Annotated in this window: 11 protein-coding genes and 2 pseudogenes; 4 read left to right on the top strand and 9 right to left on the bottom strand. The window is 71.7% G+C overall.

Annotated features, from left to right (window positions below; translation table 11 throughout):
• Nucleotides 1-329: 329 nt before the first annotated feature.
• Together sucD and sucC are read right to left on the bottom strand one after the other, a co-directional pair.
• Nucleotides 330-1,262 (bottom strand): succinate--CoA ligase subunit alpha, encoded by a 933-nt coding sequence (gene sucD / locus ACFYQQ_RS01735; RefSeq protein ID WP_355789283.1) that lies wholly within the window; start codon nucleotides 1,260-1,262, stop codon nucleotides 330-332.
• Nucleotides 1,263-1,273: 11 nt separating this feature from the next.
• Nucleotides 1,274-2,404, bottom strand: coding sequence for an ADP-forming succinate--CoA ligase subunit beta (sucC, locus tag ACFYQQ_RS01740; protein ID WP_355789280.1), 1,131 nt, complete (start codon nucleotides 2,402-2,404; stop codon nucleotides 1,274-1,276).
• A gap of 258 nt (nucleotides 2,405-2,662) precedes the next feature.
• Between sucC and frc the strand changes: the two genes are divergently transcribed.
• The 4 genes from frc to ACFYQQ_RS01760 all read left to right on the top strand — a co-directional run bounded on the left by frc (nucleotide 2,663) and on the right by ACFYQQ_RS01760 (nucleotide 8,960).
• Nucleotides 2,663-3,892, top strand: coding sequence for a formyl-CoA transferase (frc, locus tag ACFYQQ_RS01745; RefSeq protein WP_355789277.1), 1,230 nt, complete (start codon nucleotides 2,663-2,665; stop codon nucleotides 3,890-3,892).
• Between the two features lies 1 nt (nucleotide 3,893).
• Nucleotides 3,894-6,047 carry an acetate--CoA ligase family protein gene (locus ACFYQQ_RS01750; RefSeq protein WP_356237877.1) on the top strand — a complete coding sequence of 718 codons (2,154 nt, stop codon included), beginning with the start codon at nucleotides 3,894-3,896 and terminating at the stop codon, nucleotides 6,045-6,047.
• Between the two features lie 118 nt (nucleotides 6,048-6,165).
• Entirely contained in the window at nucleotides 6,166-7,557 is a 1,392-nt protein-coding gene (locus ACFYQQ_RS01755; RefSeq protein WP_356237876.1) for an OFA family MFS transporter, read from the top strand.
• The gene (locus ACFYQQ_RS01760; RefSeq protein ID WP_356171428.1) at nucleotides 7,554-8,960 is read left to right on the top strand and encodes an OFA family MFS transporter; all 1,407 of its coding nucleotides are present in this window, start codon (nucleotides 7,554-7,556) and stop codon (nucleotides 8,958-8,960) included. The genes ACFYQQ_RS01755 and ACFYQQ_RS01760 overlap by 4 nt, the downstream gene beginning before the upstream one ends.
• A 96-nt stretch (nucleotides 8,961-9,056) precedes the next feature.
• On the opposite strand, the gene ACFYQQ_RS01765 is transcribed toward ACFYQQ_RS01760, so the two are convergent.
• The 7 genes and pseudogenes from ACFYQQ_RS01765 to ACFYQQ_RS01795 form a co-directional block, all read right to left on the bottom strand.
• Entirely contained in the window at nucleotides 9,057-9,509 is a 453-nt protein-coding gene (locus ACFYQQ_RS01765; RefSeq protein ID WP_355789768.1) for a DUF1801 domain-containing protein, read from the bottom strand.
• A 181-nt stretch (nucleotides 9,510-9,690) separates the two neighbouring features.
• The gene (locus tag ACFYQQ_RS01770; RefSeq protein WP_356237875.1) at nucleotides 9,691-10,854 is read right to left on the bottom strand and encodes a sugar phosphate isomerase/epimerase family protein; all 1,164 of its coding nucleotides are present in this window, start codon (nucleotides 10,852-10,854) and stop codon (nucleotides 9,691-9,693) included.
• A gap of 177 nt (nucleotides 10,855-11,031) precedes the next feature.
• On the bottom strand, nucleotides 11,032-12,441 hold the full coding sequence (locus ACFYQQ_RS01775) for a nucleotide pyrophosphatase/phosphodiesterase family protein (RefSeq protein WP_355789864.1): 1,410 nt from the start codon (nucleotides 12,439-12,441) through the stop codon (nucleotides 11,032-11,034).
• Nucleotides 12,438-12,734 (bottom strand): annotated as a pseudogene (locus ACFYQQ_RS01780) (xylose isomerase); the annotation flags it as partial. The gene ACFYQQ_RS01775 and the pseudogene ACFYQQ_RS01780, both read right to left, overlap by 4 nt.
• Nucleotides 12,735-12,911: 177 nt before the next feature.
• Nucleotides 12,912-13,784, bottom strand: a pseudogene (gene eboE, locus ACFYQQ_RS01785) (metabolite traffic protein EboE); the annotation flags it as partial.
• 3 nt (nucleotides 13,785-13,787) lie between these two features.
• Nucleotides 13,788-14,687 carry a TatD family hydrolase gene (locus tag ACFYQQ_RS01790; RefSeq protein WP_356171415.1) on the bottom strand — a complete coding sequence of 300 codons (900 nt, stop codon included), beginning with the start codon at nucleotides 14,685-14,687 and terminating at the stop codon, nucleotides 13,788-13,790.
• Nucleotides 14,687-15,466, bottom strand: a complete 780-nt coding sequence (locus ACFYQQ_RS01795; protein ID WP_388903376.1) for an EboA domain-containing protein — start codon at nucleotides 15,464-15,466, stop codon at nucleotides 14,687-14,689. The genes ACFYQQ_RS01790 and ACFYQQ_RS01795 overlap by 1 nt, the downstream gene beginning before the upstream one ends.
• Between the last annotated feature and the right edge of the window lie 8 nt (nucleotides 15,467-15,474).

A 15,474-nucleotide genomic window follows, 5' to 3' on the forward strand; every position in this document is an offset into this window, starting at 1 on the left:
CCGGCTCGGTGACCAGGTACGGCTGTCCGTCCCGACGGTGGTCGGGTACGGCGGTTGGTCGTCCCGGGACAGTGGTCGTCCGGGGACGGGGGTCGGGCCGGTCGCGTAGGCGTTCCGCGCTCGGCGCTCGGCGGCTGTCGGGTACGGCGGGCCGGGCGCGCCGTGGGCACGTACGGCTCGGGTGGGTGCGGTGGGCGCGGCCGTGCGGGCGGTGGCCCGGGACCGCGGTCGTGGCGCAGGGTGGTCGTACGCCGGTCCGTGCGCCCAAGTCGGCGCGCACGTACGGACGACGGTAGTGAGGCGGGCCGGTCCGCGACAGTCGGCGCGGGTCAACCATGAGCCACGTCACGCTCCGCCTCCAGGCGGTCCAGCACCAGCCGTGCCGTCTCGGTCGGGGTGCCGCCCACCCGTACCCCGGCCGCCTCCAGGGCCCGCTTCTTCGCCTGCGCGGTGCCCGAGGAGCCGGAGACGATCGCGCCCGCGTGGCCCATGGTCCTGCCCTCGGGCGCGGTGAACCCGGCGATGTACCCGATGACGGGCTTGGTGACGTGGTCGCGGATGTACGCGGCGGCCCGCTCCTCCGCGTCGCCGCCGATCTCGCCGATGAGCACGACGAGTTCGGTCTCCGGGTCGGCCTCGAAGGCCGCGAGGCAGTCGATGTGGGTGGTGCCGACGACGGGATCGCCGCCGATGCCCACGCAGGTGGAGAAGCCGATGTCGCGCAGCTCGTGCATGAGCTGGTAGGTGAGCGTGCCGGACTTGGAGACCAGGCCGATCGGGCCCTGTCCGGTGATGTCGGCGGGGATGATGCCGGCGTTGGACCGGCCGGGGCTGATCAGTCCCGGGCAGTTGGGGCCGACGACCCGGGTGCCGCGCCGCGCGGCGTACGCCTGGAAGGCGACGGTGTCGTGGACGGGGACGCCCTCGGTGATCACGACGGCGAGGCCGATCCCGGCGTCCGCGGCCTCCATGACGGCCGCCCTCGTGAAGGCGGGCGGCACGAAGACCACGCTGACGTCGGCTCCGGTGGCCTCGACGCCCTCGCGTACCGAGCCGAAGACGGGCACGGTCACGGAGGCGCCGGTCAGGCCCCCGGGACCGGCGGCCAGGTCGAACTCGACGCTGCGGCCTGCCTTGCGCGGGTTGACCCCGCCGACCACGTCGGTGCCGGACGCGAGCATCCGCCGGGTGTGCTTCATGCCCTCGGCGCCGGTCATGCCCTGGACGAGGACCTTGGAGTCCTTGGTGAGGAAGACAGCCATGTCCCGCTCCTTCAGGTGGAGTTGGCGAGTTCGGCGGCACGGCGGGCGGCGCCGTCCATGGTGGTGGCCTGCCGCACCATCGGGTGCGCGTGGGCGTCGAGGACCGCGCGGCCGCGCGCGGCGTTGTTGCCGTCCAGGCGCACGACGAGGGGCTTGGTCGGCCGGACGGTGTCCAGGGCCCGCACGATCCCCTCCGCGACCGTGTCGCAGGCGGTGATGCCGCCGAAGACGTTGACGAGGACGGACCTGACGTCGGGGTCGGAGAGGACGACCGAGAGTCCGTCGGCCATGATCTGGGCGGACGCGCCGCCGCCGATGTCGAGGAAGTTGGCGGGGCGGGCTCCGCAGCCGGCGACGACGTCGAGGGTCGACATGACCAGTCCCGCGCCGTTGCCGATGATGCCGACCTCGCCGTCGAGCTTCACGTAGTTGAGGCCCTTGGCGGCGGCGGCCGCCTCCAGCGGGTCGTCGTGGGCGGACTTCTGCTCGCCCCAACGTGCCTGCCGGAAGCGGGCGTTGTCGTCCAGGGTGACCTTGCCGTCCAGGGCGACGAGTTGTCCCTGGACGGTGCGGACCAGGGGGTTCACCTCGACGAGGACGGCGTCCTCACGGGTCAGCACCTCCCACAGCCGCACCAGGACGTCGACGGCCTGCGGGGGCAGTCCCGCCGCCTCGGCGATCTCGGCCGCCTTCGCCGAGGTGACTCCGCGGGCCGGGTCGATGTGGACGCGCGCCACGGCCTCGGGGCGGCTCGCGGCGACCTCCTCGATCTCCGTGCCGCCCTCTGCGGAGGCGATCGCCAGGAAGCGTCCGGCGGCCCGGTCGAGGACGTAGCCGACGAAGAACTCGCTCTCGATGTCGACCGGTTGGGCCAGCATCACCTCGCGGACCGTGTGGCCCTTGATGTCCATGCCGAGGATCTGTCGTGCCGTCAGTTCGGCGGCGGCCGGGTCCTCGGCGAGGCGCACCCCGCCGGCCTTGCCGCGTCCGCCGGTCTTCACCTGGGCCTTGACGACGACGCGCCCCCCGAGCCGGCGGGCCGACTCACGTGCCTTCAGCGGGGAGTCGGCGACCTCGGCCCTGGGCACGACGATGCCGTGTTCCTCGAAGAGTGCCCTCGCCTGATGTTCGTACAGGTCCATCTTCGGCTCCTGTCTTGAAAGTGGCGCACGCCCCCTGGACATCACCCATCGGATGCGGGATAACAATCTTCATACAGTATTCGTCGACTGTATGCAATGTGCCAACGGCCGCTTCCAGGCAGCCCGGGAGGGACTTCTCGACTCCCCTTCTCCGAACCCGTGAAGGCGGCTGACCGGCGCCATCACCGTCCGGGGCGGACCGGACGCACAGGCCACCGGAACCCCGAACCTGACGATGCACCAGTGAGGTGACCCGGCATGACCAAAGCCCTCGAAGGCATCCGCGTCCTCGACATGACGCACGTACAGTCCGGTCCTTCCGCGACGCAGCTCCTCGCCTGGCTCGGCGCGGACGTCGTCAAACTGGAGGCGCCGAGCGGAGACATCACACGCAGGCAGCTGCGCGACCTCCCGGACGTCGACTCCCTCTACTTCACGATGCTCAACTGCAACAAGCGCAGCATCACCCTCAACACCAAGACGGAGCGCGGCAAGGAGATCCTCACCGAGCTGATCCGGCGTTCCGACGTGATGGTCGAGAACTTCGGGCCGGGCGCGGTGGACCGGATGGGCTTCACCTGGGACCGCATACGGGAGATCAACCCCCGTATCGTCTACGCCTCCATCAAGGGGTTCGGCGAGGGCCCATACACCGACTTCAAGGCGTACGAGGTCGTCGCGCAGGCCATGGGCGGCTCCATGTCGACCACCGGCTTCGAGGACGGGCCGCCGCTGGCCACCGGGGCGCAGATCGGCGACTCGGGCACGGGCATCCACGCCGTGGCGGGCATCCTCGCGGCGCTGTTCCAGCGGGAGAACACCGGGCGCGGGCAGCGGGTCAACGTGGCCATGCAGCACGCCGTGCTCAACCTCTGCCGGGTGAAGCTACGGGACCAACAGCGCCTGGCGCACGGCCCGTTGGCGGAGTATCCCAACGAGGACTTCGCCGACGAGGTCCCCCGGTCCGGGAACGCGTCCGGCGGCGGGCAGCCCGGGTGGGCGGTCAGGTGCGCGCCGGGCGGCCCGAACGACTACGTGTACGTGATCGTGCAGCCCGTCGGCTGGAAGCCCGTCGCCGAGCTCATCGGCCGGCCCGAGCTCGCCGAGGACCCGGAGTGGGCCACTCCCGAGGCCCGGCTGCCGAAGCTGACGAAGATGTTCCAGCTGATCGAGGAGTGGACCGGCACGCTCCCCAAGTGGCAGGTGCTGGAGAAGCTCAACGCCCACAACATCCCGTGCGGCCCGATCCTGTCCACCCGGGAGATCATCGAGGACGCGTCGCTGGCGGCCAACGAGATGGTCGTGAAGGTGCCGCATCCCGAGCGGGGCGAGTTCGTGACCGTCGGCAGTCCCCTCAAGCTCTCCGACTCCCCCGTGGACGTGACCACCTCGCCGCTGCTCGGCGAGCACAACGAAGAGGTGTACGTCGGCGAACTGGGCCTCGGCGACGGGGAACTGCGCCTGCTCAGGTCGAGCGGGGTGATCTGACGTGACGGACCGGGACCCGGCGTCGAGGGTGCGCGCGCTGCTCGACGCCGTGCGCGCCGAGGGGCGGACCACGCTCACCGCGCCCGAGGGAAAGGTGATCGCCGACGCGTACGGGATCGCCGTACCGGACGAGGCGCTGGCGGCGGACGCCGACGAGGCGGTGGCGCACGCGGCACGCTTCGGCGGGCCCGTCGTGATGAAGATCGTCTCCCCCGACATCACCCACAAGACCGACGCGGGCGGCGTGATCGTCGGCGTCGAGGGCGAGAGCGACGTGCGTGCCGCGTTCGCGGAGATCGTCGCCAACGCCGGGTCCTACGATCCCGAGGCGCGCGTAGAGGGCGTCCAGGTACAGGAGTTGCTGCCCTCGGGGCAGGAGGTCATCGTCGGCGCGGTGACCGACCCGACCTTCGGGAAGGTCGTGGCCTTCGGCCTCGGCGGTGTCCTCGTCGAGGTCCTCAAGGACGTCACCTTCCGGCTCGCCCCCGTCGACGGCGGCGAGGCCCTGTCGATGCTGGACTCGATCCGGGCGGCCGAGGTCCTGCGCGGAGTGCGCGGCGCGCCCGCCGTGGACCGGTCCGCCCTCGCCGAGCAGATCCGCCGGGTCTCCCGGCTCGTCACGGACTTCCCGGAGATCGCGGAGGTGGACCTCAACCCCGTGATCGCCACCCCGGAGGGCGCGGTCGCGGCCGACATCCGCGTGATCCTCGCCGAGGAGGCCCCGAAGGAGCGCCGCACCTACACCCGCGAGGAGATCCTCACCTCGATGCGCCGGCTGATGCGGCCGTCCTCGGTGGCGGTGATCGGCGCGTCCAACGAGGCGGGCAAGATCGGCAATTCGGTCATGCGCAACCTCGTCGACGGCGGATTCGCCGGGGAGATCCACCCGGTGAACCCCAAGGGCGGTGACATCGCGGGCCGCAAGGCGTACAAGAGTGTCACGAACGTTCCCGGTGAGGTGGATGTGGCGGTCTTCGCTGTGCCCGCCAAAGCCGTCGCCTCCGTCCTGGAGGAAGTGGGCCGCAAGGGGATCCCCAACGCCGTGCTCATCCCCTCCGGCTTCGCCGAGACCGGTGAACACGCCCTGCAGGACGAGGTCGTGGCGATCGGCGAGCGCTACGACGTGCGGCTGCTCGGACCGAACATCTACGGCTACTACGCGACGTGGCAGAACCTGTGCGCCACCTTCTGCACGCCGTACGACGTCAAGGGCGGGGTGGCGCTGACGTCGCAGTCCGGCGGTATCGGGATGGCCATCCTGGGTTTCGCGCGGACCACCAGGACGGGCGTCTCCGCGATCGTCGGGCTCGGCAACAAGTCGGACCTGGACGAGGACGACCTGCTCACCTGGTTCGGTGAGGACCCCCGCACCGAGTGCATCGCGATGCACCTGGAGGACCTCAAGGACGGCCGCGCCTTCGTGGCGGCGGCCCGCGCGACGGTGCCGAAGAAGCCGGTGGTGGTCCTCAAGGCGGGGCGCACCGCGGCCGGCGCGAAGGCGGCCGGCTCGCACACGGGCGCGCTCGCCGGAGACGACGCCGTGTACGACGACATCCTCCGGCAGGCCGGTGTCGTCCGGGCGCCGGGCCTCGGCGACATGCTGGAGTACGCGCGCGCGTTGCCGGTGCTCCCGGCTCCCCGGGGCGACAACGTCGTGATCATCACCGGTGCCGGCGGGAGCGGGGTGCTGCTGTCCGACGCGGTGACCGACAACGGCCTGTCCCTGATGGAGATCCCGCCGGACCTGGACGCGTCGTTCCGGGCGTTCATCCCACCCTTCGGCGCCGCCGGCAACCCGGTGGACATCACCGGAGGCGAGCCGCCGTCGACGTACGAGGCGACGATCCGGCTGGGCCTGAGCGACCCGCGCGTCCACGCGCTCGTCCTCGGCTACTGGCACACCCTCGTGACCCCTCCCATGGTCTTCGCCGAGCTCACCGCGCGCGTGGTGGCCGAGTTCCGCGCGCGCGGGATCGAGAAGCCCGTGGTCGCGTCGCTCGCGGGCGACGTCGAGGTCGAGGAGGCCTGCCGGTACCTCTTCGAGCGGGGCGTCGTGGCGTACCCGTACACGACCGAGCTGCCGGTGGCCGTGCTCGGCGCCAAGTACCGCTGGGCCCGTGCGGCAGGGCTGTTGGGGGGCGGGTCCATGACCTGAGTGCACACGGGGGCGGCCGACGGTGCGCGTCGGCCGCCCCCGGGACCCGTGGGCGCACGAAAGGCATTTGGCAGGGGGCGCTGACCAGATCTTTCGACGCAAGGGGTGCTTGAGCACGATGACTACCACCGATTTCTCGACGCCCGTCCCCTACAGAGAGGTGACGGACGTCAACGGCCGCCTGTACCGCATCGGTGAGACCGATCGGGACATCATGGGCCGACCACGCTGGACAATGGTGCTCTTCCCCTGGATGGGGATGCTGGGCATCAGTTCCTCGGAGTACGCGTTCACGTCGGCCGAGGACACACTGCACGATGCCCACCTGTGGAGCAGTGGGCACATCTTCTGGCTGATGGGTGTCTGGGTGTTCTTCCAGGCCGCCGTCGCCTTCCCGGCCGGGCAGCTGCGGGAGAGCGGGAAGCTGCCCGCGCGCTACGCCATGATGCTCGGCGCGCTCGGCACCATCCTGGGCTATCTGTCCCTGGCGTTCGCGCCGCACGTGATCGTCGCGTACCTCGGGTTCGGGATGTTCAGCGGCATCGGGGCCGGACTCGTCTACGCCACCTGCGTCAACATGGTGGGCAAGTGGTACCCGGAGCGCAAGGGCGGCAAGACCGGCCTGGTCAACGGCGGTTTCGCGTACGGCTCCGTGCCCTTCGTCTTCCTGTTCACGTCGTACATGGACCTGAGCAACTACGAGACCGTCCTGGTCGCCGTCGGACTCGTCTGCTGCTCCGTGGTGGCCTTCGCGGGCTGGTTCTTCAAGGACCCGCCGAAGGGCTGGTGGCCGGCGCACGCGGACCCGCTGAAGGTGTCCGACGACCCGAGGGTCCGCCGCGCGCTGGAGAAGAACCCGCCCGCGGTGAAGCAGTACACCCCGAGGGAGGCCGCCCGCACGCCCGTCCTGTGGATGATGTGGTTCTGCCTGCTGTGCACGGCGGGGATCAACATCTTCGGCATCGCCTTCCAGGTGCCGTTCGGCAAGGACATGGGGTTCGCGGGCGGGATCGTGGCCACGGCGATGTCCCTGAAGGCCATCGTCAACGGCACGGGGCGCGGTGTCATCGGCTGGATATCCGACCGCGCCGGGCGCCGTCACACGCTGATCATCGTGTGTCTGGTGCTGGGCACCGCGCAGTTCGGTGTGCTGGTCTCCGGCCAGATGGGCAGCATGCCGTTCTTCCTGTTCTGCTCCATGGTCTCCGGCTTCGGCGGCGGCGCGATCTTCCCGCTGTTCGCGGCCATGACGGCGGACTACTTCGGTGAGAACCACAACGCCTCCAACTACGGCATGGTCTACAGCTCGAAGCTCATCTCCGGGCTCGTGGGCTCCGGCATGGGCGCCGTCGTGGTCGGCGCCTGGGACTACGAGGGCGCCTTCGTCATCGCGGGCTCCATCGGGCTGGCGTCGGCCGTGCTCGCGCTCTTCCTGAAAGCGCCGGGCAGGCCGCAGGCCCGGCAGATCGTCCCCAACCCGCACCCGACAGGCGAGGAGGCGGCTGCATGACGGCGGAACCCGTCGCCGCGAACGACGCGCCGGAGGAACCCGGCGCCGCGCACCGCTCGTACCGTGAAGTCACCGATCCCAGGGGCCGCGTCTACCGCGTGGGCGAGACGGACCGCGACATCCTGGGCCACTCGCGCAAGCTCATGGTGTATCTGCCGTGGATCGCCATGATGGCCATCAGCGTCTTCGAGTACGCGTACGGTTCGGCCGAGGACACGCTGTCCCACGCGCACGGATGGACGCAGAGCAACACGTTCTGGATCCTGAGCGTGTGGGTCTTCTTCCAGGCTGGCATCGCCTTTCCCGCGGGCTGGCTGCGGGAGAGGGGCGTGCTGACCGCCCGCCGGGCCATGTACCTCGGCTCGGGCATGTGCCTGGTCGGGTTCCTCGCCCTCTCGCACCTGAGCGATGTGGTCCTGGCGATCCTCGGCTTCGGCGTCATCGGGGGCATCGGGTCCGGGCTGGTCTACGCGACCTGCATCAACATGGTCGGCAAGTGGTTCCCCGAACGCCGGGGGGCCAGGACCGGGTTCGTCAACGGCGGGTTCGCGTACGGCTCGCTGCCGTTCATCTTCATCTTCAACTACGGCTTCGACACCGCCAATTACCACCGCGTCCTGGACCTCATCGGCTGCTACGTGATGATCGTGGTGCTGTCCTCGGCGTTCTTCTTCAAGGACCCGCCGAAGAACTGGTGGCCGGCGGACATCGACCCGCTGACGTACGGCGGCACGGAGAAGGGCGCGGCGTCCCTGGCCAAGAACCCTCCGGCGGTGAAGCAGTACACGCCGAAGGAGGCGGTCAGGACGGGGATGCTGCCCCTGATGTGGATCGCCCTGGTCATGTCCGCGGGCGTGTCGATCTTCGGGATCTCCTTCCAGGTCGACTTCGCCAAGGAGGTGGGGTTCGGGCCGCTGGTGGCGGCGTCGTCGATGGGGGTCATGGCCGTCGTCAACGGCGTCGGCCGCGGGGTGGTCGGCTGGCTCTCCGACCTCTGGGGGCGCAAGGAGACCCTGGTGTTCGTCATCGTCGTCCTCGGTCTCGCGCAGTTCGGCGTGATCTGGGCGGGTGACGTCCACAGCGAGTGGCTGTTCCTGTTCTTCGCCTTCCTCTCCGGGTTCGGCGGCGGGGCGTTCTACCCGATGTTCGCGGCCCTGACGCCGGACTACTTCGGCGAGAACTACAACGCCACCAACTACGGGCTGGTCTACAGCGGCAAGCTGATCAGCGGCCTCTTCGGCGGCGGACTCGGCTCGATGGTGGTGGCCGCCTGGGGCTACGACGGCGCCTATGCGCTGGCCGGAGGTGTCTCGATGGCCGCGGCGGCCGTCGCCCTGCTGCTCAGGCAGCCGGGACGCACCGCGAAGGCCGGCGGGGCTCCGGGCCCGCAGCCCGCGGGCTGACCGGACGGCCGGCACACCGCACCGCACCGCACCGCACCGGGCGGCCCTCTCCGCGACGCACGTCGGGGAGAGGGCCGCCGCGGCGCGCGACGGGACTCAGCCCACCGCCTGCTTCACCAACGCGCCGATCCGCGCCTCGACGTCGGGCGTGACCTCGGTCAGGGCGAAACCGGCCGCCCACATCGGGCCGTCGTCCAGCTTCGCCAGGTCGCTGAACCCGAGGGTCGCGTAACGCGCCTTGAACTTCGCCGCGCTCTGGAAGAAGCAGACGACCTTGCCGTCCAGCGCGTAGGCGGGCATGCCGTACCAGAGCTTCGGCGCGAGGGACGGGGCCGCGGCCCTGACGACCGCGTGGACGCGCTCGGCCATCACCCGGTCCGAGTCCCCCATCTCGGCGATCTTCGCCAGGACCTCCCGCTCCGCCTCCGCCGCCTTGTCCGCGCGCGAACCACGGCGGGCCGCGGTCTTCAGCTCCTTGGCGTGGTCCTTCATCGCGGCCCGTTCCTCGGCCGTGAACCCCTCGTGCGTGCCGCTCTCTCCGCCGCTCATGCCAGGTCTCCCCCCTGTGCGCGTCCGGGTACTGCTGTCGTGGGGAGGGACTTTATCCCGGGCCACCGACACCGCGGGCGGCCCATGCGCGGAGGGCGTCCGCGCGGTGGTGCGGCGGTGGTCCGGCCGCCGCCGCACCACCGCCGCACGAACCGGGCCGGTCAGCCCGTCAGGGCGGTGCTCACCGGCCGCGCCTGCGCCGCAGCGCCGCGAGGTTGTCGTAGCCCGTCTTCGCGTGGCGCAGCGACTGGCCGGGATCGGTGGCGCTCGGGGCGTTGTCCTGCTCGACCATCGGGTTGTGGTAGTTCCTGTCGCCGACGCGGGAGAAGAACGTCGTGTAGTCGATGACACCGGTGCCGAACGGCACCATGTCGTACCCCATGCCGTTGGTGGTGTTGACGACGCCGTCCTTGGCGTGGAACAGCGGGTAGCGCTTGTTGTGACAGGCGACCAGGCCGGCCGGGTCGAAGACCTTCTCCCGCACCGAGCCGTCGTGGGCGGTGTAGGTGTGGAACTTGTACCGGGCCACGTGGGCCCAGAAGATGTCCATCTCCAACCACACCGCCTTCGGGTCGGTGACCTGGAGGAAGTACTCCAGCTTGCGGATGCCGGAGCTGCGCGTCGGGCGGCCCTCGGCGTCGAGCGGACCTCCGTCGAGCAGGAAGCCGTAGGCCGCGTCGTGGTTGTGGGTGTAGAGCTTGATGCCCTCGCGGCGGGCGATGGCGCCAAGCGCGTTCCACTTGTCCGCGGCCACGTCCCAGTCGGCCCGGTAGGCGCTGCCGGTGGGGTCGCCACCGGTGCCCATGTGGTCCATGCCGAGGATGTTGGCGATCTCCAGGTGCTTCTTGAAGGTGTCGAGGTCGGGGGTCGTCAGCGGCCAGGAACCCGGTATGAAGCCGTGGTTGCCCTGGGCGCGCAGGCCGTGGTCGTCGAGCCAGGAACGCAGCAGCCGGGCGCCCTCGACGGATTCGAGGTTCGCGCCGCCCGGCGCGTTGGCGTGCTGTCCGTAGCCCGCGAACTCCACCTGGCGGTACCCGTACCGCGAGAGCTGCTTGAAGACCTCGCGGAAACCGGAGGGCAGGTCGCTGGAGAGCGGGTCGCGGCCCACGGCGTCACGGACGGTGTAGAGGATGATGCCGCGCCGGGCCGCGGGGACCAGGACGTCGCCGCCGTGTCCGTGGCCTCTGCTCCGGTCCTGGGCCAGGGCCGGCGAGGCGCCGAGGACGGGCGCGGCGATCGCCGCGGTCGCGGCGGCGGTGCAGGTGCTCAGGAAACGGCGGCGGTTGACGCCGAGGGTGCGGCGCAGGGCCTCGCCGGCTCCGGATTCGTCGTTGAACGCGGTCACGGTGTCTCTCTTTCGGGTCGGTGTACGGCTCGGACGGGTGCGGACGCGGCCACGGAGCGGCCCCTGCGTGTGCCGGACACGGCCGTGGCGGCCTGGGTGCGTGCCGGTGGGGCTGCTGCCTGGGTGCGTGCGGGGCGCGTTGTCAGTGGCGCGTGTTTCACTTTCCGTAGTCGCTCGTCACGCCGTGTCAGGCAGGCCGGCGAGGGCGAGCAGGAGCGATTTCACTTCGGTGGCCGCGACGCGGCCGGGGAAGGCGTGGGGGGTGGAGCAGATGATGAGCGGACCTTCGTCGTCGCTCGCGGGGAGGCGGCCGTGGCTGCCGCTGACGGGTGAGGGATCGAGCGGCACGACCGCCATCCGGTACCGCATGCCGAGTTTCTTGCGGGCGAGGGCGCCGGCCGCCTTGACCTTGACGTAGGGGTCGAGGGGGTCCATGAAGAGTTCGGCCGGGTCGTAGCCGGGTTTGCGGTGGATCTCGACGAGCTGCGCGAAGTCGGGAGCGCGCGCGTCGTCGAGCCAGTAGTAGTACGTGAACCAGGCGTCGGGCTCCGCGACGGCCACGAGTTCGCCGGAGCGCGGGTGGTCGAGGTGATGGGCCTTCTTGCCCTCGTCGTCGAGGAGTTGCCCGACGCCGGGCAGTTCGGCGAGCACCGCCCGCACCGCCGCCAGGTCCTCGGGGCGGCGCACGTAGACATGGGCGATCTGGTGGTCGGCGACGGCGAAGGCGCGCGAGGCCATCGGGTCGAGGTACTCCATGCCGTCCTGCGTGTGCACGTCGAGGAAGCCCGCGCGGCGCAGCGCGCGGTTGATGTCGACGGGGCGGTCCGCGCGGGTGATGCCGTACTCGGAGAGCGCGACGACGGTGCGCCCCTCGGCCCCGGCGTCGTCGAGGAGGGGTGCCAGGGCCGCGTCGAGGTCCGCGGCGGCCTGGTGGGAGCGGGGGTCGTCGGGGCCGAAGCGCTGCAGGTCGTAGTCGAGGTGGGGGAGGTAGCAGAGCGTCAGGTCGGGTCCGCGGGTGCGGTTGACGTGCCGGGTCGCGTCGATGATCCACTGGCTGGAGACCAGGTCGGCGCCGGGCCCCCAGAAGTGGAAGAGGGGGAACGTGCCGAGTTTGTCGGTGAGTTCGTCGTGCAGGGCCGGAGGACGGGTGTAGCAGTCGGGTTCTTTGCGGCCGTCGGCGTAGTAGACCGGACGGGGTGTGACGGTGATGTCGGTGTCGGCGCCCATGGCGTACCACCAGCAGATGTTGGCGACGGTGTAGCCGGGGTGCGCGCGCCGGGCCGCGTCCCACAGCTTGTCGCCGGCCACCAGGCCGTTGTGCTGGCGCCACAGGAGTACGTCGCCCAGCTCGCGGAAGTACCAGCCGTTGCCGACGATGCCGTGCTCGCCGGGGTGGGTGCCGGTGAGGAAGGTGGACTGCGCGGCGCAGGTGACGGCGGGCAGCACGGTGCCGAGGGGGGCACGGGAGCCGGCCTGGCCGAGCGTCTTGAGGCGGGGCATGTGGTCGAGGAGGCGGGGGGTCAGGCCGACGACGTCCAGGACGAGGAGAGGGGTGGGCCGGGGGTGTCCGGGTGGGGCCTGGGTCACGGCAGCTCCTTGAGGCCGAGGTCCGTCAGCAGGTCACGGGCGAGGGTGAGTTCGGCGGCGATGCCGTCCGCGAGCTGGGCGCGGGCGCGGGGGCGCAGTTCGGGCGGGAGCGCCTGCCAGGTGTAGGTCTCGACCTCCAGATGGCGGGTGAGGGGCCGGGGGCCGCCGACGAGCCGGGCCAGTGCGGCCTTGAGCACGGGGAGGGTGGAGGTGAGGGGCGCGGCGGGGGCCGCGTGCAGTGGGACGTGGAAGTGGGCGCGCCAGGGTGAGCCGTCGGGCAGGACGTCGCCGCCTGGGTCGTGTCCGCACAGTCCCTTCGTACGCCCGGAGGGCGGGCCCTGCGGCGTCTGGTGCGTGCTCTCGGCGTGCCGGGCGCAGTCCCTCGTACTGGGCGTACTCGGGGCTGTGCCCGGTGCGGCGAGAGGGCGTGCCAGGCGTCGCGGGGCAGGAGGGACTGTGCGGACGCGACCGAGGGCCTCCCCCAGGTCGTCGGTGCCGCGCAGGCCGGCGGAGGTGCGGGTGCGGGTCTGGTGCAGGAAGCGGGGTTCGTCGAAGGCGGCGAGGGCCGTGCGGACCTCGGGCAGGTGGGGGTGTTCGGCGTGCAGGGCGGCGGAGAGCTGGGACTTGACGACGGGGACACCGGCGCGGGCGAGTGCGTCCAGGGCGGTGTCCGGGTCCTCGAAGGAGGTGGCGAGGTGGCAGGTGTCGACGCAGACGCCGATGCGGGGGTGGCCGACCGCGGTGAGGGGGGCGAGGGCGTCGTGGGTGGTCTCGATGACGCAGCCGGGTTCGGGTTCGAGGCCGATCCGGATGGAGCGGCCGGTCGTCTCCGCGAGGGCGTCGAGGCGTTCCGCGAGCGTCGTCAGCGCGGCGCGTGCGGTGGCGGCCCGGCCGTCGTCACAGGCGGTGCGCCAGGCGAGGGGCAGGGTGGAGATGCTGCCCTCGGTGACGTCGTCGGGGAGGAGCTGGGCGAGGACGCGGGCCAGGGCGGTGGTGTGGTCCAGCCGTTCGGGGTCGGCCCAGTCCGGCCGGTACACGCGGTACTTGACCTCCTCGGCGCCGAAGCCCTCGTAGGGGAAGCCGTTGAGGGTGACGACCTCCAGGCCGCGGCGTTCGAGCTCGGTGCGCAGGCCGCGCAGGGCGGCGGGGTCGGTGACGAGGGCGCGGGCGGCGTCCCTGGCGAGCCACAGGCCGATGCCGAGGCGGTCGCGGCCCAGGCGCCGGCGGACCGGTTCGCAGTGGTCGCGGAGCTGGGCGAGGACGCCGTCGAGGGTCTCGGCCGGGTGCACGTTGGTGCAGTAGGCGAGGTGGACGGTGGAGCCGTCGGGGTGGCGGAAGCGCATCGCTCACGCCCCCGTCGCGGGTGTGCCGTCGGGCGCCTCCTCGGGGCTCCCGGGCCCGGGAGCGCCGCGCAGGATGGAGTTGCCCTCGTGGGTGGCGGCCGTGCCTGCGACGTCGAGGTCCAGGCGTCCGCTGAGTCCGTAGAAGGCGACGGGGTTGTGCCACAGCACCCGCTCGACGTCGTCCTCGGTGAACCCGGCCGCGAGCATCGCGTCACCGACCTTGCGGGTCTTCAGCGGGTCGCTCCTGCCCCAGTCCGCCGCGGAGTTGACGAGCACCTTCTCCGGTCCGAACTCCTTCAGGACGGCGACCATGCGCTCCTCGTCCATCTTGGTGTCGGGATAGACGGAGAAGCCGAGCCAGCTGCCGCTGTCCTTGGCCTCCTTGACGGTCGTCTCGTTGAGGTGGTCGAGCAGGACCCGTTCCGGTGCCAGCGCGGAGGCGCGGACGGCGTCGACGGTGCGGCGGAGCCCGGCGAGCTTGTCGCGGTGCGGGGTGTGCACGAGCGCGGGCAGGCCGTGGTCGGCGGCGAGCTGCAGCTGTGCGGCGAGGGCGGCGTCCTCGGCGGGGGTCATCGAGTCGTACCCGATCTCGCCCACGGCGACGACCTGGTCCTTGAGGAGATACCGCGGGAGTTCGTCGAGGACGGGGAGGCAGCGGGGGTCGTTGGCCTCCTTGGGGTTCAGCGCGAGGGTGCAGTGGTGGGCGATGCCGTACTGGGCGGCGCGGAAGGGTTCCCAGCCGAGGAGGGAGTCGAAGTAGTCGAGGAAGGAGGCGGGCGAGGTGCGGGGCTGGCCCAGCCAGAAGGCCGGTTCGACGACGGCGCGGACACCGGCCGCGTACATCGCCTCGTAGTCGTCGGTGGTCCGTGACGTCATGTGGATGTGGGGGTCGAAGATGCGCATCAGGACTCCTTGCCGGACCGGCCGCGGCGGCCGGGCGTGGGGGAGGTACCGGACGGGGGACGCACGCCCGGCTGGGCGGGCGCGCCGGGACCGGGATGGTCGTCGGGGCTGCCGGACGCCCCGGCCGTACGGGGTGTGCCTGGCGGGGCCGCCGCCGGGCCGCGGGACTCGGTCAGCGCCAGGACGCGGCGCAGGTCCTCGGGCACGGGACGGCCCGCGGCGAGGCGTTCCTCGGCGTAGGCGCCGAGCATGCGGGCCAGTTCGCGGTCGCCGTGGGCGCGCCGGGGCAGGTCGCTCACCTCGTCGACCGGGACGCCGGTGAACAGGCATTTCAGGACGGCGTGACGCCAGTTGTGGGCGTCGAGGTGGCGGGCGGCGTACGGGCCGACGGCCGCGGCGACGAGCCGGGTGTCGTTGGTGCGCAGCGCGTCCTCGACCAGGGGCAGCGCGTCCGGGCCGGGCACGAGGTGCGGGAGGGCCTGGAGGACGGCCCGGCGTTCGGCGGCGGTGCCCTGCCGGTAGACGCGGGTGAGGGCGCCGGTGTCGGCCCGGGCCGCGTGCAGGAGCAGGACGCGGACGGCGTCGGCGTGCTCGGGCCCGCACCGGCGGCCCGCCTCGGCGATCCGCAGCTCCCAGACGGAGATGGGCCCGTGGGTCCCCGGATGGTCGGCGGCCTCGTCGAGGGCCTGGTCGAGCCAGGCGCGGGCGGCGCCGCCGAGGCGGGCGTCCAGGCGGGCGCGCAGGGCGGCGACGGCGGTGTCGTCCGCCCTGGTGTGCAGGGTGCGGT

Origin of the sequence: Streptomyces sp. NPDC005496 (genome assembly GCF_042872045.1) — a bacterium.
In the GTDB taxonomy this organism is placed as follows: Bacteria; Actinomycetota; Actinomycetes; order Streptomycetales; family Streptomycetaceae; genus Streptomyces.

Excerpts from the sequence above, each read along its gene's own strand:
- sucD (WP_355789283.1), bottom strand. The coding sequence starts at position 1,262 with ATGGCTGTCTTCCTCACCAAGGACTCCAAGGTCCTCGTCCAGGGCATG.
- sucC (WP_355789280.1), bottom strand. The coding sequence starts at position 2,404 with ATGGACCTGTACGAACATCAGGCGAGGGCACTCTTCGAGGAACACGGC.
- frc (WP_355789277.1), top strand. The coding sequence starts at position 2,663 with ATGACCAAAGCCCTCGAAGGCATCCGCGTCCTCGACATGACGCACGTA.
- ACFYQQ_RS01755 (WP_356237876.1), top strand. The coding sequence starts at position 6,166 with ATGACTACCACCGATTTCTCGACGCCCGTCCCCTACAGAGAGGTGACG.
- ACFYQQ_RS01760 (WP_356171428.1), top strand. The coding sequence starts at position 7,554 with ATGACGGCGGAACCCGTCGCCGCGAACGACGCGCCGGAGGAACCCGGC.
- ACFYQQ_RS01765 (WP_355789768.1), bottom strand. The coding sequence starts at position 9,509 with ATGAGCGGCGGAGAGAGCGGCACGCACGAGGGGTTCACGGCCGAGGAA.
- ACFYQQ_RS01790 (WP_356171415.1), bottom strand. The coding sequence starts at position 14,687 with ATGCGCATCTTCGACCCCCACATCCACATGACGTCACGGACCACCGAC.